The organism is Mammaliicoccus sp. B-M6 (assembly GCF_022386965.1).
GTDB classification, from domain to species: domain Bacteria; phylum Bacillota; class Bacilli; order Staphylococcales; family Staphylococcaceae; genus Mammaliicoccus; species Mammaliicoccus sciuri_A.
Genome location: NZ_JAJNHJ010000033.1, coordinates 1 through 26,589, shown reverse-complemented (window position 1 = coordinate 26,589; position 26,589 = coordinate 1). Strand labels below are relative to the sequence as shown.

Genomic DNA, 26,589 nt, shown 5'->3' with positions numbered 1-26,589 from the left:
TTCATAGAAAAAACACCTCCGTATAAATTCATTTTAATATGAATTCAACGAAAGTGTTTTTATTTTACTCCCACATCATGGGGTTAGTGCAAAACGATGCCCAAGGTTTTTTTATGGATTTTTAATCAGTTTGTTTGACTATGTGTTTCTATCCTCTATTTTGTACAATCAATAATTGGACAGCGTTCGTTTTTAAGAAATAAGTTTCATCAATTTTATTTGTGTTATAATCTGCCATTTCTATATCTGGCGAACAATATCTATCTAATAATACTGTATTTAAGAAGTCCAAATTACCATGAGTATGATCTAACTTTCTAATCGCTTTAAAGATATTTCCATTGTCTTGGTCGAAAGTAATTTTCGTAACTCTGAATTTATCGAATGGGATGTCTCGATAAGATAAGATAATTCCGATATTATTTTGATAGTTGATATCATGTGGATGATACAGTTCATAGTTAAATAATAAATAGAATATTTTATTATGAATTTCAAATTTAATATAGTTTGGACCTTCATAAAATTCATGACCGTTAAAATGACTTAGTATAGATAATAAATAATTCGTTGGACTTTTACAGTGATATTTTAAATATAAAGATAAAGGCTGTTCAATGGATGAATATTTAGCAGAGGATTCTTCCATTAACCAAAATCCTATACCAGATATGTAATTTGTAATACTCATTAAATGCTTTAACATAATGGACGCATTAAAATAAAAGCTTTTACTGGTATACGTATCACCGTTTAATATATTCCATTCCATTGGGATAACATGTTTATTTTTTGACTTTAAATAAGCCATATTTTGAATAAGTTGTTTCGTATGTTGCTTTGTAATGTCTGCGATATCATAATTGTTGATTTCATCTAAGTTATACAAGTCGTTAAAGTTATAACTTAATGCAAAAGCATCAATATCTTCATATTGTGAAAAATCAATCTCTAATTCTTCATATAAATGAATAAATGGATTTGGCGCATTTATTCCAATATGTATATCAGGTAATTTCATCTTTGTTTCTCTAATTTGCTTTTTAACATGATAGATATCACCATAATCTACATCAAAGTAGATTTCTCCATTCTTGTTATAAAAATAATTGTAAATGGCATCTATTAATTCATGCCAGTTGTTTTTAAAGTTGTCGTCGTCATAATCAATATCATATATTTTTATGGCTGGTATGATTCTCGTATCTGAAAACATACTTAAACAAAAAGCTAAATTTTGTTTATAATGATTTTGATGTTCTTCACTAAAGAAAGTCTTCATTGAACAATGAATAACAATAATAGGTGTATCCGTCATTTTCTCTACATTTTCTAAAATTTCACCAAGAAAAGGCGTATAGAAATCATAAACACCACCGACATGTAAATATGTCTTATGATTTGCTGAGAGGGTCTTAAAAGGTACATCACTAAATGCCATCCTTTTATATTCATGAACAAACGATTTATTATGCATCAATTTTTGTAATTTTGAAATCAATGAAGCTTTTTCCTCTTTAGAAATTACTTCATTTTCTTTATCTTTTTTATGACGTCTATATTGAAGACGGTATTGATTAGGTGTTACATGAAATTGTTCTTTAAATTGTCTATTAAAGTTATGATAACTAGAAAAACCATGACTATTTGCGATTTGTTCTGTTTTAAACTGCGTGAACAGTAATGCGTACGTCGCTTGAAAAAGTCTTGTTTCCTTTAAATATTGAATAAATGTTGTTCCCATTTGTTTAGAGAATTCTCTAGATAAATGTTCAGGAGAAATATAAAAATGACTCGCGACACTATTAAGTGATAATCTTTCGTGATAATTTTGATCAATATATTGTTTTACTTTATAAATAAGACTGCTGAGTTCTATTTCAATATGACCATAATTTTTAGTATCCACTTGAAAACGTTCAAACATAATTTTATAAATCTCAACAACATAATTACTGCATCTAATTTTAACGTTTGTTAAGTTTGCAAGAATTGCTCTAATAAATAAGTCTTTAATTTCATGTTTATATCTATCTAATTCATTAGTCTTCGTCGTACGTGGAATCCTAAAGACAAATGCTTCTTCTCCACTTAAATTTTCCATCATCGCATAACTGATATGAAGTATAGCGACCAATCCATTATTAATGATTGGTAAATAATTATCGTTATCTTGAAGATAGAATAGGTCACCGACATTAAATTCATAAGTCGTATGATTTAATGTAACCTCTGTATGACCTTCTAAAACAAAACATAAAGCACCATAGCCGAGTAGTTTCGGGTTAATGATACTTTCTTTATGTAGTGAAATCTTATAGTTGTACAAATAATCACCTCTCAATAAAGATAAATTATGGAATAAAACATCAAAATCTGTCAATATATTTCTTTATTTAACAATATGATATCAAAAATAGTATGTAAATGTTACCTAATTTAATAAAATGGAGAAGATACTTCATAATAAATCAAATATGTTAATCGATTTAATCAAAATATGAATTTAAAACGCGTTAAAATAATAATTAATGAAATTTGTGTATTGTGAACTATTAAAAATCGGGGAAAATTAAATTGGGAGGGCTTTACTTGATAGAAACATTCAACAAAACCATTCAACAAATGATCGACTATGAGAATAAAGTGACAACTTTAAAAAATGAAAAGAAATTATCACTCGTTGATTTCATTATTTTAGAAGAAATATACACTGCAAAAGAAATTACAATCAAAGAAATTCTAAGTGGAAAGCTTTTAGAATTAAAAACAAGACCTTCTAATATAGGTACAAACTTAGCAAAATTATATAGAAAAGGTTTAATCGATAAATATAGAAGTAATCTCGACGAAAGAAAAGTTTACTACTTTATGGATGCAGAACATAAAGAAAAATACGAAACACTCGTTAAAGATATATAAGAAAAAAGGCAAGGACAAAATTTATGTCCTTGCCTTTTCTGTTGCTATAGAATACTTATTTAATCAATTGTCGTGTGCTGCGCTCGATATATTGTGCGGAATGGATTGATACAAGCTCACCTTTATTTAAGTTAAATAAGTTAAGCTTCATAATTTTATTCATCGCATCTTCTACGATATCGCTTGATAAGTCTGCTTTTGGATTTTGAATTTGTAATGTAAATGTCTTCTCTAAAGAAGTTTTAAATGTTAATTCTAATACTCTTTTCATATTTTCACCTCCTAAATCTTTTTAGATAGTACTAATTTTCTATCTGTATTGTTTTGACGATATATGCATCTTTAAATTTCTCGTCACTTAATGTTTCGATAATGCCTTTAAAAGTTTTAACTTGTTCGGGTGTAACGTTTAAATTAATTGCATTAAATTTACGTTGAACAGTTTTTACTTTAGAAGCTTCATCTAAATACTGATGCAATAAAATAATGTTGATGTCTTTAACTGTTTCCATAAGTAAAACCTCCTTTCACTTTATATATCGAAATAAGTATGTAAAAACGACAAAAAAATGTATAAATTACTTTCATGTTACTCAAATATATATTATTATTAATATGTACCTTAATTAGGAAGGATGGACCAAATTTATGCAACAAGTATCTCCAATTAAGAATAAAGATGACATTAGAGCAATGTATGAAGTATTGAAATCACATAGTGAACGAGACTATTTATTGTTTAGCTTAGCTATTCATACTGGTATGAAAGTAAACCAGCTACTTAATTTAACGGTCCAAGATTTATTTGATGAGGACAATGATATAAAGCAAGATTGGATAAATAACGAACAGGATTTAATTAAAGTTGTTATACCGTTACATTTGAGATCGAGTTTATCCACTTTTATTTATGAAGAAGGATTAAAAAGAGATGACTTTGTGTTTATGTCCATCAAAACAAAAAAACAATTATCAAGACAACAAGCTTATCGAATTATACATGTTGCAGCTGAAGAAGTAGGGTTGAAGAATATCGGGTTGTACTCGTTAAGGAAGACTTTTGCATATCATGCCTTCAAATCAGGGGTATCTGTTTCGATTATTCAAAAATACCTCGGACATCAATCGTTAATAGAAACTTTAAAATTCATTGATGTCACGACAATAAAAAAAGAAACGACAATTGAACTTAATATATAGAGAGAAAGGGGTCAATGTATGGCTTTAATATGGCTGTTTTTAATGATTATCGTTGTGATGTCGATCGTGCTCATGACGATGAATACAAAGTTTAGCCGATTTGCTGGATGGCTAAGTTTAATTGCGCCAGTTCTAAGTTCCATATATTTCTTAAGTCAAATTAAGACGATATATGCTGGCCAAAGTATTACTTATTTCCAAGAGTGGATTCCACTTGTAGATGTTAATTTAGATTTACGTTTAGATGGTTTATCTTTAATTTTTGCACTACTTATTTCATTAATCGGTGCAGGTGTCTTCTTATATGCCATTTATTATCTTTCCCATGAAAAAGAGAATCTTCCAAGATTTTATACGTATTTGTTAATGTTTATGTTAGCAATGTTAGGTGTCGTACTTTCAAATAATACGATATTGTTATATACATTTTGGGAGTTAACAAGTATTTCTTCATTCTTGCTCATTTCATATTGGTATCAACGTAGAAAGAGTCAAGACGGTGCTTTGAAATCATTTTTAATTACAGTGTTTGGCGGTATGGCAATGTTAGTTGGATTGATTTTGCTATACAGCATTACGGGTACGAATACAATTACTGAACAAGTCGGTATGATTGATAAAATTTATGAATCACCATGGTTTGTACTTGCAGTCATTTTAATCTTACTCGGAGCATTTACGAAATCTGCACAATTTCCATTTCATATTTGGTTGCCAGATGCAATGGAAGCACCAACACCTGTCAGTGCTTATTTACATTCAGCAACAATGGTTAAAGCAGGATTATATTTATTATTAAGATTTACACCAATTATCGGTCAAAGTACATGGGTCGTTTATACAGTTGTTACTATCGGTTTAGTGACATTATTAGTCGGTTCATTCTTTGCAGTTAATAAGAAAGATTTAAAAGCAATGCTTGCCTATTCAACAATCAGTCAGCTCGGTATGATTATGACGATGATCGGTTTAGGGCTATTAGCATTAAATAGTAATTTTAAAGCAGATAACGAAATCTTTTTAGCGAGTTTATTTGCAGCATTATTCCATTTAATTAACCATGCGATTTTTAAAAGTGTTCTATTTATGGGTGTCGGTATTATCGACCATGAAACAGGAACAAGAGATGTTAAAAAGCTTGGTGGATTAAGAACAATCATGCCAATAACAGCAGTTGTCATGACAATCAGTGCACTATCTATGGCAGGTATTCCGTTATTTAATGGTTTCTTAAGTAAAGAGAAATTCTTTACGAGTTTAGTAGAAACAGGACACACAGATATCTTTAATCAAACGATGTCTACCGTAATGATATTAGCTGGGTTTGTCGGCAGTATATTTACATTTGTATATTGTATTAAACTCATTAAAGAACCATTTTTCGGTAAGCTTAAAAAAGAACAATTACCGAAAGTACCACGTCATGATGGCGGCGGGTTATTAATCTCACCAATGATTATCGTATTGTTTGTTCCAATCATTTTCTTTGTACCGAATGTATTAGGAGAATATTTAATTGGTCCAGCATTAAGAGATATATTCCACGATAGCGAGATTATGGCTCATTTACCACATATTAAAGCGTGGCACGGATTTACAGTAGAATTATTCTTAACACTTGGCATATACATTATTGGGACACTTCTTATACTCGTGCCAAAATGGGATGTTATTTATAGTAAGATTTCTAAAAACTTAGAAATCAATACGCTATATACAAAAGGTATGGATGCATTAGATCGTATCAGTACGTTTTCAATTCAAGGTATTATGAATAATAAACTGAATCAATATTTACACATTATTTATGTAATCTTCTTTGTCATTATGGGATATGGTATTTATCAAGTCGGTATTTATGATATTGCTTATTACCATATTACTGAAGCGACAACATTTGAAATCATTATATTAATTAATATAGTGATTACTGCAACAGCGTTAATGTTTATACGAGAAAGAATGACAATGACGATTTTAAATGGTGTCATCGGGTATTCGATCGCGGTCGTATTCATATTTATGAAAGCACCTGATTTAGCTTTAACGCAACTTGTTATAGAAACGATTACGACAGTATTATTCTTATTAGTGTTCTATCATTTACCAAACGTTCAGAAAGATACACCAAACGTTATCAGTGAAATTGTGAAATTAACAATTGCTTTATTAATGGCAGTATTTGTTGTGGTCTTTGTCATTATGATGCAACAAGATAGCCTGTTCGACAAAATTTCATTCTACTATGATAATGCATACGAATTAGCAGGTGTTAAAAATATCGTTAACGGTATTCTAGGAGACTTTAGAGCGTTAGATACAATGCTTGAAGGAATCGTTATATTAATTGCAGGATTAGGTATATTTACATTAGTTGAATTTAAGATAAGAAAGGATGAGCCAAATGAAAGAAAATGATGTTGTATTAGAAACGATATCCAAAATTGCTATATTCATAATATTGACGTTTGGATTTTATATTTTTCTTGCTGGTCACGATAACCCAGGTGGTGGGTTTATTGGTGGACTCGTCTTTAGCTCAGCCTTTATCTTAATGTTTTTAGCTTTTGATGTGGAAACAGTCGTTCAATCAATGCCATTAGACTTTAGAGCAGTTACGATTATTGGATGTCTCATTTCAATTGGTACAGGTATTATTCCAATGTTCTTTGGACATCCGATGTTAACACATGAGGATGGCTATATGACATGGCCGTTGTTAGGTGAGATTCATTTATCAAGCGTTACACTTTTTGAGCTCGGCATACTACTTACTGTAGTAGGGGCAGTTGTAACAATCATGCTTGCGATAAGTGGTGATAACAGTTGAATTTAATACTGGTTATTATAATAGGCGTACTCACATTTGTAGGAACATATATGATTTTGTCTAAGAACTTAATTCGAATTGTTATTGGTACAGCAATTTATACACACGTAGCAAACTTAATGATTTTATCCATGAGCGAGTTTGGTGGAAAGAATGTTCCACTTATTAATGGAGAAGGTAAAGATTATGTCGATCCTTTACCTCAAGCATTGATCTTAACAGCTATTGTAATTGGTTTTGCTGTTACAGCATTTTTACTCGTACTTATATATAGAACATTTAAGTTGACGAAAGTAAATAGAATAGAGGCGTTACGCGGTGAGGATGAAGATGTAGATGAATAATTTAATATTAGTACCATTACTCGTACCTTTAATTACTGGATTAATATTGTTCTTCTTTAAAGAACGTTTAGCTTTAACAAGACGTATCGCGGTAACGAGTTTATCAATTACAACAATCATCTCGGTATGGCTACTTATAGAAGTTAGTCTTAATAAAGTACTTGTTATTAACTTTGGAGATTGGCAACCACCATATGGTATACAGTTTGTCGGAGATGAATTAGCACTTCTATTTACATCTGTTTCTTGTTTTGTTGTAACAGTTATTATATATTTTGGTTTTGGTAAACGAGAAAGAGTAGCAAATAGATATTTCTTACCATCTTTTATACTATTTTTATTAACAGGTGTTAACGGAAGTTTCTTAACGGCAGATATCTTCAATTTATACGTTATGTTTGAAATTATGTTATTAGCATCATTTGTATTATTAACACTTGGACAATCTATCGAACAACTAAGAGCGAGTGTTATTTATGTTGTTATTAATGTTGTCAGTTCTTGGTTCTTCTTAATGGGTGTAGCATACTTATATGGAACGTTAGGCACGTTGAACTTTGGACACATCGCAATGCGTATAACTGAAAGTAATCAACCAACGACCGTTACTTTAGTAGCAGTTATTATGATTTTCGTCTTTGGTGGTAAAGCAGCCTTAGTAATGTTTATGTGGTTGCCGAAAGCATATGCAGCTTTAAACACTGAATTAGCGGCATTGTTTGCCAGCCTTATGACTAAAGTCGGTGTCTATGCATTGATAAGAGTTATGGTGTTGATGTTCGATGAAAAGCCAGAAGTTACACATTTCCTATTATATATTATGGCTATCATCACAATGATCATCGGCAGTATCGGTGTATTAGGATTTAAAGATATTAAAAAGATTGCAGCTTACCAAGTTATTTTATCAATAGGATTTGCTGTCCTCGGTTTAAGTGCAAATAATAGTGATGGTATTACAGGGGCAATATTCTATGTCAGTCATGATATGATTATTAAAACATTATTATTCTTAATCATAGGTACTTTCGTATTATTATCAGGCACGAGATATTATGATCAGTTTGGTGGATTAATTAAATATTATCCTAGTTTAGGGATTATATTCTTTATCACGATATTATCAATCGGTGGTGTACCACCATTTAGTGGATTTCCTGGGAAATTATTAATTATTAAAGGTGCTTTAGATAATGGTTATACAATTGGTGTCATCGTGATGGTAATTACAAGTGTCATCGCCATGTACAGTTTACTAAGAATATTCTTAGTGATGTACTTCGGTAGAAACGATATTCCTAAAGTTGAAAGGGTTCCACTTTCTAAACATAAATTATACGCGATGATCATATTAACAGTAGCTACTATCGTATTAGGTATTGCATCACAATATGTATTGAATATTTCAGAATTAGCAGCACAATTTAACATACATGAACAGTCATATATTAAAGAAATTATTCCAAACGTAGAAGTGGAGGCGAAGTAATAATGGCACAGTTGTTATTAAATATTTTAATCGCCTTCTTATGGACGTTATTCCAAGATGAAGATAAATTTCATTTATCTACCTTTGTAGGTGGATATCTCATTGGTATCGTTATTGTTTATTTAATGCATAGATTCTTTGGACATGTCTTCTACTTGAAAAAAGTTTGGGTAATCTTCAAGTTTATTTGTGTTTATAACTATCAACTTGTGACTTCAAGTATGACAACAATCAATTATATTTTATTTAAAACAAACAAAGTTAATCCAGGTCTTGTAACATATGAAACAACGTTAAAACAAGATTGGGCGATTACATTGTTAACATTGCTTATTATGCTTACACCAGGTTCTGTTGTGCTTAGACTTTCACCTGATGGTAGGAGATTCTTTATACATGCAATTGATATTTCAGATAAAGAAAAAGAAATTTTAACGAAGCAAATTAAGAAATATGAAAAACTAATCTGGGAGGTGCTTAAATAATGTCATTTATCATATTAGCAATTATCAAAACAGCGCTTGTTATATATGGTATTTCCATTGTTGTCGTACTTCTCAGAACGATCATAGGTCCAACTACTGCGGATAGAGTCATTGCTTTTGATGCAATCGGTGCGATTTTAGTTTCCGTAGTAGGGGTATTAAGCATTATTTATGATACATTCAGTTATTTAGAAGCGAGTTTGATTATCGCAATACTTTCTTTCTTGAGTACAGTAGGTATTTCACGTTTCATAGAAGGGGGTCGTGTCTTTGAATCTAAGCGAGATCGTTAGTTTAATTGCCGCTTTATCAATATTGTTAGGTTCAATAGCAGCGCTCATCAGTGCGATAGGAATTGTACGCTTTAGAGATACATTTCTTCGAAGTCATGCCGCTACTAAAAGTTCTACATTATCTGTGTTGCTTACTTTGACAGGTGTGTTTATATATTTCTTAGTGACACAAGAATACTTTAGTGTCCGAACATTATTAACAATACTGTTCTTATATTTAACATCTCCAGTAGCAGGACATATGATTATTAGAGCAGCTTATAATTCAGGATCATATATGTATATGAAAGAATTTACTAAAAAAGGTACTTCATTAAACTTCAGGTATGATCGTAAAGAAACAAAGAAAGACAGAAGAAGAAGAGCCGAAAAAAGACAAATGATGAACGAGGCATTTTCTAAAAATGATAAAGAAACATTTAGTAAATATAAGCAAGTCATGAAAAAAGATGATCCAACATTAAAATAATAGAATTTATTTGAGAAGTGTATGTTATGGGTGTCGTTAGGGACAGAATTCTGAGAAATGTCTCTAAGGATACGAGTTCTAATTACCAGAATTCGGAATAATGATAGTTACAGCATTCTAACTACCACAATTCAGAATAATGGAAGTTACAGCGTTCTAATTACCAGAATTCGAGATAATGGAAGTTATATACACAAAGAAGTGGCCGAGATGATTAAATCTCGGCCTCTTTTTTCATTATTTCATACTATTATGAATAGCTTCTGCATTGTGTTCCATCATATTGTAATATGAGTTACCTTTAGAATCTTTTTTACCGATTGAATCTGTGAATACTTCATCTTTAATGTTGAGGCTTGTTTCTTCTGCTAATGTTTGCATACTTTTCTTATCAACACTTGTTTCGACGACTAATGATTTTAGATCATGGTCTTTCACAAATTTAATGGCTTGCTTCATTTGATCTGGTATACCTTGTTTTTCTGTATTAATCTCCCAAATATATCCTGGTGTTATATGATAGCTTTTAGCGAAGTATTTAAATGCCCCTTCACTTGTTATAAAAGCACGTTTATCTTCAGGAATATCATTGAATGCTGTCATCATTTTATGATGTAGTTTATCTAGTTTATTCGTGTATTTTTCAGCATTGTCTTTAAATTGTTTACTGTGATCTTTATCTATATCACTTAAGTGTTTTTCAATTGTATTGACGTATTTTATACCATTTTCAATGCTTAACCAAGCGTGTGGATCGATTTTATTTTTATTGCCTTCTCCACCTTTTAAATAAATAGGTGTAACGTCTTCAGTTGCTTGAATAACATTTTTGTCTGAGACTTTTTTACCTGCTTGTTCTAATGCTTTTTCAAACCAACCATTTCCACTTTCAAGGTTAAAACCATTATATATAATGACATCTGCATCTGTTAATGCTTTGACGTCTTTTGGTTTAATTTCATATTCGTGAGGGTCTTGACCGATAGGGACGATGCTTGTAACTTTTGCATCAGACTTTGTCACTTCTTTAGTCATATCCGCTAATATTGAATTTGTTGTTACAATTTTTAAATGTTTGTCTTCATTAGATGATGTTGCATTACAAGCACTTAATAAAATAATGATAGCGAGTAATGGCATAAATAATTTCTTCATGTTTAACCTCCTAAGCAAATTTTAATTTCATTTTATGTATGGTGAATGTAATCATGTACACTAAGCAGCAGACTAATACGATACACGCGCCACTTGGTAAGTTATAAAGGTAACTTATATACATGCCACAGGCCGCACATATTGCACTGATAACACTTGCGACAATCATCATTGATTTTAATGATTTTGTGATTAAAAATGCAGCTGAACTCGGTGTAATAAGTAGTGCAACGACAAGTATAATGCCCACTGTTTGTAAACTAGCAACTGTTACAAGCGCTAATAGCATCATGACAAAATAATGAATGACTTTTACATTTAAACCGCTCATTCTAGCTGCAATAGGGTCAAACGTTGATAAATGCAAGGGTTTGTAAAATAATATGACACAAGCGATAACAATTATACTGACTATGCTCGTTGTATAAAATGCACTTGAAGTTACTGCTAGTATGTTCCCAAATAAAATATGATATAAATCAGTAGAGGAGTTAATTTGACTTATGATAATAATTCCAAGGGAAAAGAATGCAGTAAAGATAATACCGATAGCTGCGTCATTTTTAGTTTTAGAGTGTTGGGCAATGTAACCAATCAGAAAGCTCGTTAACATACCGGTAACGAGTGCACCTATAAACATCGGAATGTTCAATACGTAACTTATTGCAACACCAGGCAGTACGGCATGGCTCATAGCATCACCCATTAAAGATAAACCTCTTAGTATGATGAGGCTACCTACAATGCCACAGACAACACCAACTACAATAGCAGTAATCAGCGCTCGACTTAAAAAATTATATTGTATTAGGGATGAGATAAATTCATTAATCATGGTGTAACGCCTTCCTTTAGAAATACTTCTTTAATATTGTGTTCTGTTAAAGCTTCAGATGCTGTGCCAAAAAATTTAATAGTTCGATTGAGGAGGATGATTCTATCAAAATATAATTTGGCTTTTTGAATATCATGATGAACAATTATGATGAGTTTTCCTTCTGACTTTAATCTTCTAAGCATGTTTATCATGATTTCTTCACTTTTAAAATCAATACCGACAAATGGTTCATCGAGACATAATAAATCACTGTCTTTCATTAAAGACTTTGCTAAAAGAACACGTTGTAATTGACCACCACTTAATTGATTTAATGTCTTATCTTTTAATTCAGTTAGTTGTAACTCTGACATTAATTGATCCCTTTTTTGATAAGCTTCTTTTTTTAATGGTCTAAACCAACCTGATGTAGCATAATAGCCTGTTAATAAACTATCTTGAACAGTGATAGGGAAATCTAAATCTAATTGATTTCTTTGAGGAATATACGTTAATTGTTTCAACTGTTGGTTTATCGGTTTATCATGCCAATAAACTTCTCCTGATGCCTTAAATTCACCCAAAATCGATTTAATAAATGAAGATTTTCCTGCACCATTCGGTCCCATAATGCCAATTAATTCACCTGTAGATTCAATGGTTAAATTAATATCATGCAATATGTGCTGTTGTCCTAAATATAAATTTAAATTTTTTACCTGCAACATGTTATCACCTTTTCTAAAAATAAGTTTAGGCTAACCTAAACTATAATTCGATTATATTAGAAAATTATCTAAAGTCAAGAGATAGCCTGTAAAAATAAATCGTGGTACAATAAATATATGATAATAAAAGTGAGGTCAGAGTAGATGTTGACTGAAGAACAAGAAGACTACTTAAAAGCGATTTTTGGATTAAATGGCACAACAGATTACGTATCCAATAAGAATTTAGCGCAAGATTTAAATATTAAACCTTCATCAGTTAGTGAAATGATGTTACGTTTGAAAAAGGATGATTACGTAGATATTCGTCCATATAAAGGTGTGAAATTAACTCAAAAGGGTTTAGATCATACAACTAATATTATTAAAAGACATAGACTCATAGAGCGATTCTTAATAGAAGAACTTGAATATACTTGGGATGAAGTTCACGAAGAGGCAGAAATATTAGAACATCGTGTGTCTGACCGTTTTATAGATAAGATAGATAAGTTAATGGGTTACCCAACAACTTGTCCGCATGGTGGTATTATTCCAAGAGAGAATCAAATAGAGGAAATTTATAACACATCATTAAATGAGTTTGAAATTGGAGATGACGTTGAAATTAAACGTGTAATGGATTACGTGAATCTCTTAGATTATTTAAGTAATCAAGAATTGCATATTGGCGATGTAGTAACAATTAGCAATAAAGATAGCTTAAACCAACTCATAGAACTTAAACTAAAAGATAAAACAATTATGATAAGTGAAACAAATGCATCATATTTGTTTGGTATAAAAACAGCTTAATAAATAAAAACCAGCAGAAATTCAATAGAATGAATTTCTGCTGGTTTTTTGTTTATGGATTAAAATAACGGGACTCCATATTTAAAGTTCCAATATCTACGGCCATAAAATATTAAAAGTATACATAACAGCATATACATTAATCGCTATCCATATAACACTAAAGAAGATAGTTGGAATTTTAGTGAGTTGTCTTAACTGACTACCATCCCATTCTTGTCTTGAACGTGAGAATGTTAATAGGAATATTGTAATACTCGATTGTGCGACTTCACCTAATAATGTTCCTAAACTGATGTGATAAATATACGTAATGATTTGTCCAAAGTCATGTATATTCGGTGCAGATAGTACTTCGTATAAAGCTACTGCAATAACGACGAGAATGATACTTGGGATAAATTTCTTAGATGTTAATATGACATAGAATAAAAACATGATCAGAAGAATGATTAAGAAAATTGGTCCGAATGTGTGATATTTAAGCCATACACCTAAAATCAACATAATCGGCGGCATGATATAACCGAATAAAGTCGTTATAAATTGATTTAAACGTGATTTGGAACCAGTAACGGCGTAACCTTGTCTACCGGTTTCCATGCGCTCTTTACGACGCCAAACAACTACGAGGTCTTTAGGCTTACCACCTGATAGTTTATTTGCTATAACATGACCCATCTCATGGATGAGTATTGGAAAATAACCTAAAATGATATCAATTAAACTTAAAATGGGCTGTTGTCTTCTATGATGAACAAATACATATATAAGCGCGATGATCGTTATCATTGTTAAGGATAAATTTATTGGTTCTGATAGGAAATTCGGTAAAAATTGAATCAAAAAAACGTCACCTCGTATTGAATAGTTTAAGACTATTCTACACTAAAGTGACGTTTTTGTTGTCGGACTTAAGACTTAATATCCGTTATTATTTTTTCTTACGTTTGATTAACCAAGTTAATAAAAGGATGATTCCAGCAATAAGTAAGATTGACGCTGTCATAATAATAGATCTATTATCAGTACTTGTTACTTTTTTCTTTGTTTCGTTAAATTTATGTTTACTTGGCGTTTCTACTTTTACAGACGGTGGACCATAGCTATCATTGATATAAGAACGGTTATAATCAATGCTTGCACGTCCATCTTTAAGTACGACTTTATAATCTACGCCTTTACGAACGACATCATATAAGTCCTCAGTAACGTAGTATTTTTTGCCATTAATTTTTTGAGTACCTTTAGATAATACTTTTTTCCATTCATATTCTTTGAATGATTTTTCCATCAAGCTATTACCCATCATATTACGTTCTTTCTCTCCACCAACACTGTTGTAATCTCCTGCACCTAAAAGAACTTGGTTAATTCTTAATCCATCTCTTTTAGTAGAAAGACTGTGGTTATAGTCGGCAGTGTCACTAGAACCCGTTTTCAGACCATCAGTACCTTTAAGTGACATATCTGCACCTTCAAGTGAATGATTATACGTATAATATGTAACGTAGTGAACAGTAGGGGCAACTTTTTTAGTGTATTCTAAAATGTCAGGATACTGTTTTACAAGATGTTGCGTTAAAATGGCAAAATCTCTAGCTGTTGTATAGTTATCTTCATCTGATTGATAACGTTTAGCTTTATATTCTAGTAATAAATTATTAGAAGCACCATTAGCATTGTAGAATTTCGTATGTTCCATACCTAATTTCTTAGCTGTTTCATTCATGTAGTCAACAAAGTCAGAATCTAAATCCTTTTTTTGTTGTTTAGATGCTGTATTTTTATTGGAGTCTTTATCTTTTTTATCTATCTTTTTAGCAGAAGCTAAGTTCTCAGCTTTCATCGTTTCTCTTCCTAGAATCATCGCACCTGCATTTGAAGAGTTAGAAACGGTAATTTGCATGAGTTCAGAGATTGTATAAACATCTCCTGGATACAATTTTGTATTACTTAATTCTGGTAATGTAGATAAACGATATTCTTCGTTTGTCATTTTAACTTTAGCATTTTTATCAAGTTTGCCACTATTGATTGCTTTTTCAGTTAAATATAATGTCATTAATTTAGACATACTAGCTGGATACCATTTAGCATCTATTTTATATTCATACAAAATTTGACCAGTATCAGAACTATAGTTAATAGCGCCTTCGGGTTCATAGATTTCACCGAGTGAGTATCCATCTTCATTGGCTACTTGTGTTGGTGATTTCGGATTATCCGCTGCATAAGCACTTTGAGTTACTGGTATGCTCAATAAAAGTAATGCAAAAAATAATAATAGACTTTTTTTCATGAATAAGACCTCTTTATTTATTTTTAAAATTAACTATATCATTCTAACATATATTAATTAACTACCCTACAATAAGATAACAAATGAACGTTAATTTTTTTTGAACATATTTTAAATTTGGTATGTATAATCTCAATGCTGTAAAATATAACTATATCATTAATTTTAGTGAAGAGGTTATTAAAATGACAAAACAAAATCCTCTGCTTTATTTACTAAAAAAGGTAGACTGGCCTAAAAAATTAGTGTTTACGGCTATGACACTTTCAATTTTAGGTAGTCTTAGTGGTTTGCTCGTACCATTATTTACTGGGAAATTAGTAGATACATTTAATGCAGAAAGTTTAGATTTAAGAATGGTTTGGCTATTTATAGGTGTATTTTTAGTAAATGCAGTCTTGAGCGGTATCGGGACATATTTACTAAGCAAGATTGGTGAAAAAACAATTTATTCAATTAGAGAAAAGTTATGGAAGCATTTAATCAATTTAAAAATGAGTTTCTTTGATAAAAACGAAAGTGGACAATTGATGAGTAGAATTACAGATGATACAAATGTGATTAATTTATTTATCTCTGAAAAAGCACCAAGTGTATTGCCATCATTGTTAACACTTATTGGTTCGATTGTGATGTTATTTATTTTAGATTGGCAAATGACGCTCATGACATTTCTAATCTTACCTATATTTATCGGGATAATGGTACCTTTAGGACGAAAAATGGGTAAAATCTCAAAAGACACACAAACTGAGATTTCTAGGTTCAGCGGTATATTAGGAAGAGTACTTACAGAAATGAAATTAGTAAAAGTGACGGCGTCAGAAGAAAAAGAACTGGAAAAAACGAAAGGTACTTTATTAGGTATATATGATCTTGGATTAAAAGAAGCTAAAATTAGAGCAATCATTTCTCCACTTTCAGGCGTTATTATGACGTTAACCGTAGCTGTCATACTTGGATTTGGTGGTATTAGAGTTTCGAGTGGTGCGATTACTGCAGGGACATTAGTTGCAATGATATTCTATGTTGTACAATTATCTGCTCCAATTTTGAATTTTTCTATGTTTTTAACGGATTATAAGAAAGCTGTCGGCGCAAGTGAACGTATCTATGAGATTTATCAAGAAGAAGCGGAAAAAAGAGGCGATGATCATAATCAACCGATTACGAATCATCAAGATATTACATTTGAAAATGTTTCTTTTGGATATGAAGACAATCCTGTCATTAAAGATTTATCTTTATCCATCCGTTCTGGAGAAGTGACAGCATTTGTTGGTCCTTCAGGTTCAGGAAAAAGTACGCTGTTCAGTTTAATTGAAAGACTTTATCCAATTGATCATGGCCAAATATTATATGGGAACCAACCAATAGATGATATATCTTTAAAATATTGGCGACAGAAAATAGGATATGTTATGCAATCTAATGCGATGATGTCAGGGACGATTCGAGATAATTTAACATATGGTGTCTATTCAGAAGTAGATGAAGAAAAACTCGTACATTATACGAAGATGGCACGGTGTTATGATTTTATAATGGCGTTTCCACAAGGGTTTGATACAGAAATCGGTGAAAGAGGTACCAAATTATCTGGCGGTCAAAGACAACGAATAGATATCGCACGAAGTTTCATTAAGAATCCAGATATTCTACTACTAGATGAAGCGACAGCTAATTTAGATAGTGAAAGTGAATTCTACATTCAACAAGCGTTGAATGAATTAATGAAAGATCGTACAACTATTGTGATTGCTCATAGACTTGCTACGATAAAAAAAGCGAATCAAATTGTATTTTTAGATAAAGGTGAAATCACAGGCGTAGGTACCCATCAAGAATTATTAGCATCTCATGATAAGTATAGACATTTTGTAAATACTCAAAGTTTAACTGAATAATATAGAAGTGAATTGAACAAGATCCTAGAAAAACATTTCAGGATCTTGTTTTTTATTATAAAAAATTTTAAAAAATATGAGAAATAATGAAAGCGCAACCATTTAGATGGGGCAAAGGATTCTATAAATATCAAAAAACGAGTCAAAAATAATTCGTGATTTTTTTCACAAAATGTGCGTCAAACCTATTGACCTCAGGGAAAAGAGGTGCTATATTTATATTGTGAAAAACATCACAAATGTTAAAGATGCGCATCTTGAAAAATAAAATAAGAAAGAAGTTGTTCATTGTGCTATTAAATAATATAAATCCATTAGACAACGTTACACTATCAGCAGTTGTTGCTAGTATACCGATTATATTATTTCTATTATGTTTAACAGTTTTTAAAATGAAAGGTATTTATGCATCTATTACAACACTTATTGTAACTTTAGTCATTGCATCATTTATCTTCGAATTACCACATACTGTAGCGACTGGAGCTATAACAGAAGGATTCTTTCAAGGTATTCTTCCAATAGGGTATATCGTCGTAATGGCAGTATGGTTATACAAAGTTTCAATTGGTACAGGACAATTTAGTATCATTCAAGATAGTATTTCAGGTATTTCTCAAGACCAACGTATCCAATTATTATTAATAGGTTTTAGTTTTAATGCATTTTTAGAAGGTGCTGCTGGGTTTGGTGTTCCTATCGCAATATGTAGTGTATTGTTAATTCAAATTGGTTTTAAACCTTTACAAGCAGCAATGCTTTGTTTAATTGCTAACGGAGCAGCGGGCGCTTTTGGTGCGATTGGTATTCCAGTTGGTATTATAGATAGTTTAGGTCTTCACGGTAATATTTCAGCGCTTGAAGTATCACAGATTTCAACACTTACACTTCCAATCTTGAACTTCTTTATTCCATTTTTACTTGTCATGATATTGGATGGATTCAAAGGTGTGAAAGAAATTTTACCGATGATTCTTATTGTAAGTACAACTTATACAGGATTACAAATATTGATTACGTATTTCCAAGGTCCAGAATTGGCTGATATTATTCCACCATTATTATCTATGGTTGCATTAGCAATTTTCTCAAAATATTATCAACCAAAAAATATTTTCAGAATTTCAGATCAAGAAGTATTGGAAACAAAGAAACATTCTGTTAAAACCATTATGTATGCATGGAGTCCATTCTATATTTTAACAATTTTCGTCATGATATGGAGTGCACCATTTTTCAAAGCTTTATTTGCTGAAGGTGGTTTACTTTCTTCATTAGTATGGAATATAAGTATTCCAGGTACATTTAATGAAATTACTAATAAACTGATCACATTAAAAATCGATATCTTTAGTGCAACTGGTACTGCAATATTAATCTCAGTAGTGATCACAATATTAATTTCGAAACACTTTAAGTTTAGTGACGCATTCAATTTACTACGCGTAACAATTAAAGAATTGTGGTTACCAATTTTGACAATCTGCTTTATTTTAGCTATTGCTAAAATCACAACTTACGGCGGACTAACAGCTGCAATGGGTCAAGGTATTGCAAAAGCTGGTAACATCTTCCCAATACTATCTCCAGTATTAGGTTGGATAGGTGTATTCATGACTGGTTCAGTCGTTAATAACAACACATTGTTTGCACCAATTCAAGCGTCAGTAGCAAGTCAAATTGGTACAAGCGGACCATTGCTAGTTGCAGCAAATACAGCAGGTGGTGTAGCAGCTAAATTAATCTCACCACAATCTATAGCAATTGCAACAGCTGCTGTTAGAGAAGTTGGTAAAGAGTCTGAATTGCTTAAAATGACTTTGAAATATAGTGTCGGATTCTTAATATTCATCTGTGTATGGACATTTATTTTAACAATAATTTTATAAATATAAATTGAGGAGCGATTATAATGAAACAATTCAAAGGTAAAAAAGTCGTATTAGTAGGTAATGGTGCAGTAGGTTCAAGTTATGCATTTTCAATGATAAACCAAGGTATTTGTGATGAATTTGTCATCATAGACTTAGATAAAAAGAAAGTAATCGGGGATGTCATGGATTTAAATCATGGTACAGTATACGGACCATCACCAATTAAAGTTAAATCAGGTGACTATAAAGATTGTCATGATGCAGACTTAGTAGTTATTTGTGCAGGTGCAGCACAAAAACCAGGTGAAACAAGACTAGATTTAGTAGCAAAAAATATGAAAATTTTCAAATCAATCGTTACTGAAATAATGGAATCAGGATTTGATGGTATATTCTTAATTGCCACTAACCCAGTAGATGTATTAACTTATGCAACTATGAAATTCTCTGGTTTACCAAAAGAACGTGTAATCGGATCAGGTACTATATTAGATACAGCAAGATTTAGATATTTATTAAGTGAAGAATTCGATGTCGCACCACAAAGTGTACATGCAAACATTATTGGTGAACATGGTGATTCAGAATTACCAGTATGGTCTCATGCCAATATAGCGGGTAAACCATTAAGAAGTATTATTGAAAAAGACGAATCACGTAAACATAGAGTAGAAGAAATATTTGTACAAACTCGAGATGCAGCATATGAAATTATAGAAGCAAAAGGCGCAACTTATTACGGAGTAGCAATGGGGTTAATGCGTATTACAAAAGCCATTTTGAACAACCAAGATGTGGTGCTAACAGTGTCTGCATATTTAGAAGGCGAGTACGGACATGAAGGCGTGTATATAGGCGTACCAGCACTTATAAACAGATCAGGCATTAGAGAAGTTATCGAAATGCCATTAGATGAAGAAGAAAAATCATTATTCGATAACTCTGTTAAAGTGTTGAAAGATATACAAGCACCATTTGAAGAAGAATTTTAATAGTAAGATATATCAGGGATTTAATATATGAAAATTTTAGTAGTACCGACAAAGTCTAGAAAAGATTTTGTCGGTATTTTTTGTGGTGACTGTTTGAATTAAGGGGGATTGTGAAAATGAGCGGGATTGGAAGCGGAAGATAGAGGAAGACGTGAGTTAAAGGCGGAGTAAACCCACGAGTCGTGGCTTAATGTCTGAATAAAGCCAAGATATGAGCCAAGTCATGGCTTAAGTCCAGAGTAAAGCCATGACATCATCTATTTCTCACACCTCCATCACTTCCTTCAATTCAAACCACTTTTTTCACATCATCATTCCACATCCATTATATGATTCGTCTTCTATTTAAAATCGGCATGTTGAGGGGATTTGAGGATTGTGGTAGTATCTATATGTCTGCTAAAAAATATAGAGGAGGTAAGGTCATGAAAAATAGAATTTTACGAGATATGATATTAATTTTGGCAGGATCTTTTATTTTTGCTACGGGTGTTAATGCCTTTATCATTTCTGCTAATTTAGGTGAAGGTGGCGTAACTGGGGTTTCTTTAATCTTACTTTATGCATTCGATATTTCACCTGCATGGTCTACGTTTATTTTAAATGCTATTTTAATTGCGTTAGGTTATAAATTTTTAAGCAAGAGAAGTACTGTATATACGATAATAGCGGTTATTGCTATTTCTGTATTTCTAGGTCTGACTGAATCTTGGGTTGTGCATACGAATGAGATTTTAATTAACACAATCTTTGGTGGTTTCATGGTTGGTCTAGGTATAGGACTCATTGTATTGTCTGGTGGTACGACTGCTGGTACGACGATTCTTGCCCGAATAGCGCATAAATATTTAGACGTAAATACATCATATGCTCTACTATTCTTTGACCTTATCGTCGTGATGTTCTCACTTACTGTAATGCCTTTAGAAAAAGCGTTACTTACAGTGATTTCATTATATGTAGGAACAAAAGTGATGGACTTTGTAATTGAAGGTCTCAATCCTAAAAAAGCCGTTACAATTATTTCTCAAAATCCCGATCAAATCGCTAAAATGATTGATGAACAAATTGGTCGTGGTTGTACGATTCTAAATGGTAGAGGCTATTATTCTAAGAAAGACACAGATGTCTTATATGTAGTTATTGCGAAGACACAACTTTCTAGAACAAAACGCATGATTCGAAAATTCGATGAAAATGCATTTGTCGTTGTCCATGACGTAAGAGACGTTCTTGGAAATGGCTTTTTAGTAGATGAATAATAATGTTTAAGAGGTTGGTACACGTTAATTGTGCCAACCTCTTTTTGTGAACGGAATACGAAAATATTCAGAAAATGATAGAAAAAGCTACTATTAAATGCTATAATACATGAATGTGAATGATGATAATGATTATCATTTACAAATATATACAATTAATGAAAATATCATATAAATAGAGTTTATTTTAATGGAAAGAGGGTTCTTTATGAATCGTTTAACGGGAGAAGCTATTTCAATAGGTTATGGAGACAAATTAATAGTTAATGAATTGAACCTTGAAGTACCAGATGGCAAAGTGACTTCTATCATCGGACCAAATGGTTGCGGTAAGTCTACTTTATTAAAAGCTTTAAGCCGTATTTTAAATGTACAAACAGGTCAAGTATTATTAGACGGTAAGAATTTGCATTCAACTTCAACTAAAGAAATAGCTAAAAAGATTGCTATTTTGCCCCAATCTCCTGATGTTGCAGATGGATTAACAGTTGGAGAACTCGTATCTTATGGTAGATTTCCTCATCAAAAAGGTTTTGGTAGATTATCTAAACAAGATAAAGAGGAAATTGAATGGGCTTTAAATGTAACAGGTACGCATGAATTTAAATATAGATCGATTAACGATTTAAGTGGTGGTCAAAGACAACGTGTTTGGATTGCGATGGCGCTCGCTCAAAAAACAGACATCATTTTCTTAGACGAACCAACTACTTATTTAGATATTTCACACCAATTAGAAATTTTAGAACTTGTACAGGAATTAAATAGAGAACAAGGTTGTACGATTATTATGGTCTTACATGATATTAACCAAGCAATCCGTTTCTCAGATCATTTAATTGCTATGAAGTCTGGTAAAATTGTTGCACAAGGTCAAACTGAAGAAGTTCTAACAAATGAAATATTGGAAGAAGTCTTCAATATTGATGCAGAGCTTTCTACAGATCCACGTACTGGAAAACCAATGCTTGTAACATATAATTTATTATGTAAGCACTATACAAAGTTATAAAAGGATGGCAACCCAATGACTCAGACTAAAACATTAAAAGCTAATCGCTATCCAATTATATTAACAGTTACAATCATTTTACTTGTAGCTGTTTTACTTCTGTCATTTTTATTTGGTGCAAAAACGACTTCGATTCAAATGGTTTATGATGCGATTTTTCATTATAATCCTAAAATAGAAGAACATAATATATTAAGAGAAATAAGAATTCCAAGAGAAATAGGTGCTGTTATTGTTGGTATGGCACTTGCTGTATCTGGTGCTGTCATGCAAGGCGTTACACGTAATGGCTTAGCTGACCCTGGTTTATTAGGTCTTAATGCTGGTGCGAGTATGATGCTTGCGTTAACTTTAGCCGTTATACCTAATGCAGGCTATTTCACATTAATGCTTGCAGGATTTGTAGGTGCAGCTATAGGTGGGATACTCGTTATGAGTGTAGGCTCATCTAAACGAGGTGGATTCAGCCCGATGAGGTTAGTACTTGCGGGTGCTGCAGTATCTGCGCTTTTAACAGCTGCAAGTGAAGGAATTGCTTTAATATTTAGATTAAATCAAACATTAACATTCTGGAGTGTTGGTGGTGTAAGTGGTACAACTTGGAAACAACTTATGATCTCTACACCAGTTGTAATTGTGATTTTAGTTATTCTTATTTTTATGAGTAGACAACTTACTATACTTAGTTTAGGTGATACACTTTCTAAAGGATTAGGCCAAAATAGTACATTTGTAAGATACACAAGTTTAATTGCTACAATGTTCTTAGCAGGTATAGCAGTTTCAATCGTTGGACAAATCGCATTTGTTGGCTTAATGGTGCCACATATTGTTCGATTTATGATTGGAACAGATTATAAGCGTGTAATACCTTTATCAGCAGTACTTGGTGGTTTTATTCTGTTATTTGCAGATATGATTGCAAGAATGTTAGGAGAAGCACCAATTGGAGCTGTTATCTCAATTATCGGTGTGCCGTTCTTCCTTTATCTTGTTAGAAGGGACGGTAAAATACTATGATACATCCTAAGGTTATTAAAAAACAACGCATTACATTTGTTATATTAGTTATCGCACTTATTGCTTCAATGGAATTTGCCATGACAACTGGTGAATTTAATATGTCCTTTACGCAATTTTTCAAGACGATATTTGGACAAGGTAATGAGCTAGATACAATGGTATTATTTGAATTTAGAATGCCTAGAATGCTCATCACAATACTTGCCGGTGCAAGTTTAGCATTGAGTGGTGCAATTCTTCAAAGTATTACGAAGAATCCTTTAGCAGAACCAGGTATTCTTGGTATTAATGCAGGAAGCGGATTTATGATTACGCTATTTCTTGTTGTTGGTACGATAAAAGCAGGAGATTTTGTATATGTATTACCACTTGTAAGTATGCTTGGTGGTTTAGCAACTGCAATGGTTATTTTCATATTCAGTCATAAACGTGGAGAAGGTATAAACCCTGTAAGAATGGTCTTAATAGGTGTAGGTTTATCTACTGCTCTGAGTGGAGCATCTATAACAATTATGTCTACGTTTGATCAAGATCAAATGGAATTTATCGCAAGATGGTTCGCAGGTAACATATGGGGAGATGAATGGCCATTCGTGTTCGCATTTATCCCATGGTTGGCGATTGTTATGCCATTCTTGTTCTATAAAGCAAATGTATTAAATGTATTAAGTACGAATGAACAAATTTCCGTTTCTTTCGGTATTAATAATAATAGAGAAAGAATTCTACTCGTATTCTTAGCTGTAGTATTATCTTCAGCTGCAGTTTCAGTAGCAGGCGGAATTGGTTTCGTTGGCTTAATGGGACCACATATCGCAAGAAGTATTGTTGGACCTAGACATCAATTATACTTACCAATTGCAGTGTTAAATGGTGCGATTTTACTTGTTGTAGCAGATACAATCGGTAAAATTGTATTAGAACCTAACGGACTTCCAGCAGGTATTATCGTTGCAATAGTTGGTGCGCCGTATTTCTTATACTTAATGCAAAAATCAACGCATATATAATCATGAACTCTCTTTCTATATTGAAAGAGAGTTTTTTCGTGCTTTTAATCACGACATATTCTAAGATTTATTAAAATTTTCCTAAAAAGTATACATAAAATATAAAATTTTGTTTTCAAAATCATTTTAGGGGTATAACAAGGAGTAGTAATAGAACTTTACATAGGAGGTGCAGTTGCCAGTGAGAAGATTAAAGAATTTTTTCCTAGGCTTATTCATAATAGTAGTTGTAGGCACTCTTCTTTTTATGTACTTGGATATTAGCCAAATTAAGAGCTATCAACAAGAATTATTAAAATATAATTGGTTTGAACCAACGTTGATTGCTTGTGCAGGCGTATTAATATTCTTTGGTATATTGATGTTCTTTGCAACATTTAAACCAACACATAAAAAGCCAGGTTTACATCGTGACTATGAGGATGGTCACATTTATATTACGAGAAATTCAGTTGAAAAATGTATTTATCGTACTATTCAAAAATACGATGAAGTACGTCAACCTAATGTTATTGCGAAACTGTATAATAAGAAAAATAAATCTTATGCAACAATCAAAGCTGATTTCTTTGTTGTTTCAGATACAGGTCAAATTCAAACATTAACAGATCGAATTAAATCAGATATCAAACAAAATGTTGAGCATTTCTCAGAAATACCTGTAAAAAATATCGAGATTAATGTCAGAGATCAAAAATCGAGTGACACAAGAGTTTTATAAGACTAAGGATAGGAGGTTCCGATTATGCCAAATGAAAATCAAGATCCAAATCAATTCATTAATTTTATTAAAGAATATAAATGGAGAATTATTGGTTTTATCGCAATGTTAATATTAGCAGTACTATTTTTAACTATTGGTTTTTGGAAAACAGTTTTAATCCTAGTCCTATGTTTAATAGGTGTAGGATTGGGGTATATTAAGGATTGTACACAGCAGTTCTTAAATTTCTTAAATAGAATAAGTTAGACTGCTTACAATATAAATAATGCAAACAAACAAATTATAAATTAAAGGGAGAGAATCTGTTATGGCAAACGTAGATAACAACAAAGCAAAAAGTAGTTACAATGAACAAACAGGGGTAAACGAACAAGAGCGTGAAGCTCAACAACAACAAGCTCAAGCTCAAGAGCAACAATTTTCAAATACATTATCATTTTCAGATGAAGTAGTAGAAAAAATTGCTGGAATTGCTGCAAGAGAAGTTAGAGGTATTTTAGATATGAAAGGCGGCTTTGCTTCTAGCTTAACTGACCGTTTCACATCTGGAAATAACGTAACTCAAGGGGTTTCTGTTGAAGTAGGAGAAAAACAAGCAGCTGTAGATTTAAAAGTAATTTTAGAATATGGCGAATCAGCTCCTAAAATCTTCAAAAAAGTTGCAGATTTAGTTAAAGAACAAGTTAAACATATGACTGGACTTGAAGTTGTTGAAGTAAATATGCACGTTGATGATGTAATGAGTAGAAAAGAATACGAACAAAAAAATTCATCATCAGATGAAGAAGGCCAATCAAAAAGCAATAAAGAATTACAATAATTTATAAAAAAGACGAGTGAGATATTATTGCACTAACCCCAAGATGGTAGTGACCCCCCAAAGTTAGAGTTTCCATTATGCTATTAATTGGCTGGATTGAGTTCGGTATTGTACTGGACTTCGTCCAGCCAATTTT

28 protein-coding genes are annotated in these 26,589 nt (G+C 31.9%); 20 read left to right on the top strand and 8 right to left on the bottom strand.

The window, feature by feature from the left end; all coding sequences use genetic code 11:
• Window positions 1-148: 148 nt before the first annotated feature.
• Window positions 149-2,329, bottom strand: coding sequence for an AraC family transcriptional regulator (locus tag LQ693_RS11100; protein ID WP_107572990.1), 2,181 nt, complete (start codon window positions 2,327-2,329; stop codon window positions 149-151).
• A gap of 263 nt (window positions 2,330-2,592) precedes the next feature.
• On the opposite strand from LQ693_RS11100, the gene LQ693_RS11095 reads away from it, so the two are divergent.
• Window positions 2,593-2,922 carry a MarR family transcriptional regulator gene (locus LQ693_RS11095; RefSeq protein ID WP_025906024.1) on the top strand — a complete coding sequence of 110 codons (330 nt, stop codon included), beginning with the start codon at window positions 2,593-2,595 and terminating at the stop codon, window positions 2,920-2,922.
• A 55-nt stretch (window positions 2,923-2,977) separates the two neighbouring features.
• Here the strand turns inward: LQ693_RS11095 and LQ693_RS11090 are convergent, their stop codons facing one another.
• Entirely contained in the window at window positions 2,978-3,193 is a 216-nt protein-coding gene (locus tag LQ693_RS11090) for a DUF2922 domain-containing protein (protein WP_025906022.1), read from the bottom strand.
• Between the two features lie 31 nt (window positions 3,194-3,224).
• Window positions 3,225-3,434 carry a DUF1659 domain-containing protein gene (locus LQ693_RS11085; RefSeq protein WP_025906021.1) on the bottom strand — a complete coding sequence of 70 codons (210 nt, stop codon included), beginning with the start codon at window positions 3,432-3,434 and terminating at the stop codon, window positions 3,225-3,227.
• Window positions 3,435-3,570: 136 nt separating this feature from the next.
• Between LQ693_RS11085 and LQ693_RS11080 the strand changes: the two genes are divergently transcribed.
• Genes LQ693_RS11080 through LQ693_RS11045 form a run of 8 tightly spaced genes read left to right on the top strand, consistent with a single transcriptional unit; the run spans window position 3,571 to window position 10,032 of the window.
• Window positions 3,571-4,122 carry a tyrosine-type recombinase/integrase gene (locus tag LQ693_RS11080; protein ID WP_107565897.1) on the top strand — a complete coding sequence of 184 codons (552 nt, stop codon included), beginning with the start codon at window positions 3,571-3,573 and terminating at the stop codon, window positions 4,120-4,122.
• 18 nt (window positions 4,123-4,140) lie between these two features.
• The gene (locus LQ693_RS11075) at window positions 4,141-6,540 is read left to right on the top strand and encodes a DUF4040 family protein (protein ID WP_107572989.1); all 2,400 of its coding nucleotides are present in this window, start codon (window positions 4,141-4,143) and stop codon (window positions 6,538-6,540) included.
• A complete protein-coding gene (locus LQ693_RS11070) occupies window positions 6,527-6,952 on the top strand; it encodes a monovalent cation/H+ antiporter subunit B (RefSeq protein WP_025906014.1) in 426 nt (141 codons plus the stop codon). Before LQ693_RS11075 ends, LQ693_RS11070 begins: the two co-directional genes overlap by 14 nt.
• Window positions 6,949-7,296 carry a Na(+)/H(+) antiporter subunit C gene (locus LQ693_RS11065; protein WP_025906012.1) on the top strand — a complete coding sequence of 116 codons (348 nt, stop codon included), beginning with the start codon at window positions 6,949-6,951 and terminating at the stop codon, window positions 7,294-7,296. The genes LQ693_RS11070 and LQ693_RS11065 overlap by 4 nt, the downstream gene beginning before the upstream one ends.
• Entirely contained in the window at window positions 7,289-8,785 is a 1,497-nt protein-coding gene (locus tag LQ693_RS11060) for a Na+/H+ antiporter subunit D (RefSeq protein WP_025906010.1), read from the top strand. The genes LQ693_RS11065 and LQ693_RS11060 overlap by 8 nt, the downstream gene beginning before the upstream one ends.
• Window positions 8,786-8,787: 2 nt before the next feature.
• Window positions 8,788-9,270 carry a Na+/H+ antiporter subunit E gene (locus tag LQ693_RS11055; RefSeq protein WP_025906008.1) on the top strand — a complete coding sequence of 161 codons (483 nt, stop codon included), beginning with the start codon at window positions 8,788-8,790 and terminating at the stop codon, window positions 9,268-9,270.
• Window positions 9,270-9,563, top strand: coding sequence for a monovalent cation/H+ antiporter complex subunit F (locus tag LQ693_RS11050; protein ID WP_049320936.1), 294 nt, complete (start codon window positions 9,270-9,272; stop codon window positions 9,561-9,563). The genes LQ693_RS11055 and LQ693_RS11050 overlap by 1 nt, the downstream gene beginning before the upstream one ends.
• A complete protein-coding gene (locus LQ693_RS11045; protein WP_025906003.1) occupies window positions 9,541-10,032 on the top strand; it encodes a Na+/H+ antiporter subunit G in 492 nt (163 codons plus the stop codon). Before LQ693_RS11050 ends, LQ693_RS11045 begins: the two co-directional genes overlap by 23 nt.
• 237 nt (window positions 10,033-10,269) lie before the next feature.
• Here the strand turns inward: LQ693_RS11045 and mntC are convergent, their stop codons facing one another.
• From mntC to LQ693_RS11030, 3 genes are read right to left on the bottom strand one after another with little or no spacing between them, the layout of a single operon-like run.
• Entirely contained in the window at window positions 10,270-11,187 is a 918-nt protein-coding gene (gene mntC / locus LQ693_RS11040; RefSeq protein WP_107572988.1) for a manganese ABC transporter substrate-binding lipoprotein MntC, read from the bottom strand.
• Window positions 11,188-11,197: 10 nt separating this feature from the next.
• Complete coding sequence (locus tag LQ693_RS11035) at window positions 11,198-12,022, bottom strand: metal ABC transporter permease (protein WP_037560217.1); 825 nt, start codon at window positions 12,020-12,022, stop codon at window positions 11,198-11,200.
• Window positions 12,019-12,732, bottom strand: a complete 714-nt coding sequence (locus LQ693_RS11030; protein WP_025905997.1) for a metal ABC transporter ATP-binding protein — start codon at window positions 12,730-12,732, stop codon at window positions 12,019-12,021. Before LQ693_RS11030 ends, LQ693_RS11035 begins: the two co-directional genes overlap by 4 nt.
• 144 nt (window positions 12,733-12,876) lie before the next feature.
• Between LQ693_RS11030 and LQ693_RS11025 the strand changes: the two genes are divergently transcribed.
• Window positions 12,877-13,527 (top strand): metal-dependent transcriptional regulator, encoded by a 651-nt coding sequence (locus LQ693_RS11025; protein WP_025905995.1) that lies wholly within the window; start codon window positions 12,877-12,879, stop codon window positions 13,525-13,527.
• Between the two features lie 96 nt (window positions 13,528-13,623).
• Here the strand turns inward: LQ693_RS11025 and LQ693_RS11020 are convergent, their stop codons facing one another.
• Together LQ693_RS11020 and pbp4 are read right to left on the bottom strand one after the other, a co-directional pair.
• Window positions 13,624-14,373 (bottom strand): M50 family metallopeptidase, encoded by a 750-nt coding sequence (locus tag LQ693_RS11020; RefSeq protein ID WP_051539267.1) that lies wholly within the window; start codon window positions 14,371-14,373, stop codon window positions 13,624-13,626.
• Between the two features lie 88 nt (window positions 14,374-14,461).
• Window positions 14,462-15,829: a penicillin-binding protein PBP4 gene (gene pbp4 / locus LQ693_RS11015; protein ID WP_107572987.1), complete on the bottom strand. Its 1,368-nt coding sequence runs from the start codon at window positions 15,827-15,829 to the stop codon at window positions 14,462-14,464.
• A gap of 185 nt (window positions 15,830-16,014) precedes the next feature.
• Between pbp4 and LQ693_RS11010 the strand changes: the two genes are divergently transcribed.
• From LQ693_RS11010 to LQ693_RS10965, 10 genes are all read left to right on the top strand, one after another.
• Window positions 16,015-17,736 (top strand): ABC transporter ATP-binding protein, encoded by a 1,722-nt coding sequence (locus tag LQ693_RS11010; protein WP_025905989.1) that lies wholly within the window; start codon window positions 16,015-16,017, stop codon window positions 17,734-17,736.
• A gap of 290 nt (window positions 17,737-18,026) precedes the next feature.
• Window positions 18,027-19,625 (top strand): L-lactate permease, encoded by a 1,599-nt coding sequence (locus LQ693_RS11005; protein ID WP_107572985.1) that lies wholly within the window; start codon window positions 18,027-18,029, stop codon window positions 19,623-19,625.
• A gap of 23 nt (window positions 19,626-19,648) precedes the next feature.
• Window positions 19,649-20,602 carry an L-lactate dehydrogenase gene (locus LQ693_RS11000; RefSeq protein ID WP_025905986.1) on the top strand — a complete coding sequence of 318 codons (954 nt, stop codon included), beginning with the start codon at window positions 19,649-19,651 and terminating at the stop codon, window positions 20,600-20,602.
• A gap of 425 nt (window positions 20,603-21,027) precedes the next feature.
• A complete protein-coding gene (locus LQ693_RS10995) occupies window positions 21,028-21,864 on the top strand; it encodes a YitT family protein (RefSeq protein WP_025906313.1) in 837 nt (278 codons plus the stop codon).
• 208 nt (window positions 21,865-22,072) lie between these two features.
• On the top strand, window positions 22,073-22,876 hold the full coding sequence (locus tag LQ693_RS10990) for an ABC transporter ATP-binding protein (protein ID WP_025906315.1): 804 nt from the start codon (window positions 22,073-22,075) through the stop codon (window positions 22,874-22,876).
• Window positions 22,877-22,891: 15 nt separating this feature from the next.
• Window positions 22,892-23,896 (top strand): FecCD family ABC transporter permease, encoded by a 1,005-nt coding sequence (locus LQ693_RS10985; protein WP_025906316.1) that lies wholly within the window; start codon window positions 22,892-22,894, stop codon window positions 23,894-23,896.
• Window positions 23,893-24,909 (top strand): FecCD family ABC transporter permease, encoded by a 1,017-nt coding sequence (locus LQ693_RS10980; RefSeq protein WP_025906318.1) that lies wholly within the window; start codon window positions 23,893-23,895, stop codon window positions 24,907-24,909. The genes LQ693_RS10985 and LQ693_RS10980 overlap by 4 nt, the downstream gene beginning before the upstream one ends.
• 181 nt (window positions 24,910-25,090) lie before the next feature.
• On the top strand, window positions 25,091-25,630 hold the full coding sequence (amaP, locus tag LQ693_RS10975) for an alkaline shock response membrane anchor protein AmaP (RefSeq protein WP_025906320.1): 540 nt from the start codon (window positions 25,091-25,093) through the stop codon (window positions 25,628-25,630).
• A 21-nt stretch (window positions 25,631-25,651) separates the two neighbouring features.
• On the top strand, window positions 25,652-25,879 hold the full coding sequence (locus LQ693_RS10970) for a DUF2273 domain-containing protein (RefSeq protein WP_369919472.1): 228 nt from the start codon (window positions 25,652-25,654) through the stop codon (window positions 25,877-25,879).
• Window positions 25,880-25,940: 61 nt separating this feature from the next.
• On the top strand, window positions 25,941-26,453 hold the full coding sequence (locus tag LQ693_RS10965) for an Asp23/Gls24 family envelope stress response protein (RefSeq protein ID WP_107572984.1): 513 nt from the start codon (window positions 25,941-25,943) through the stop codon (window positions 26,451-26,453).
• Window positions 26,454-26,589 lie beyond the last annotated feature (136 nt).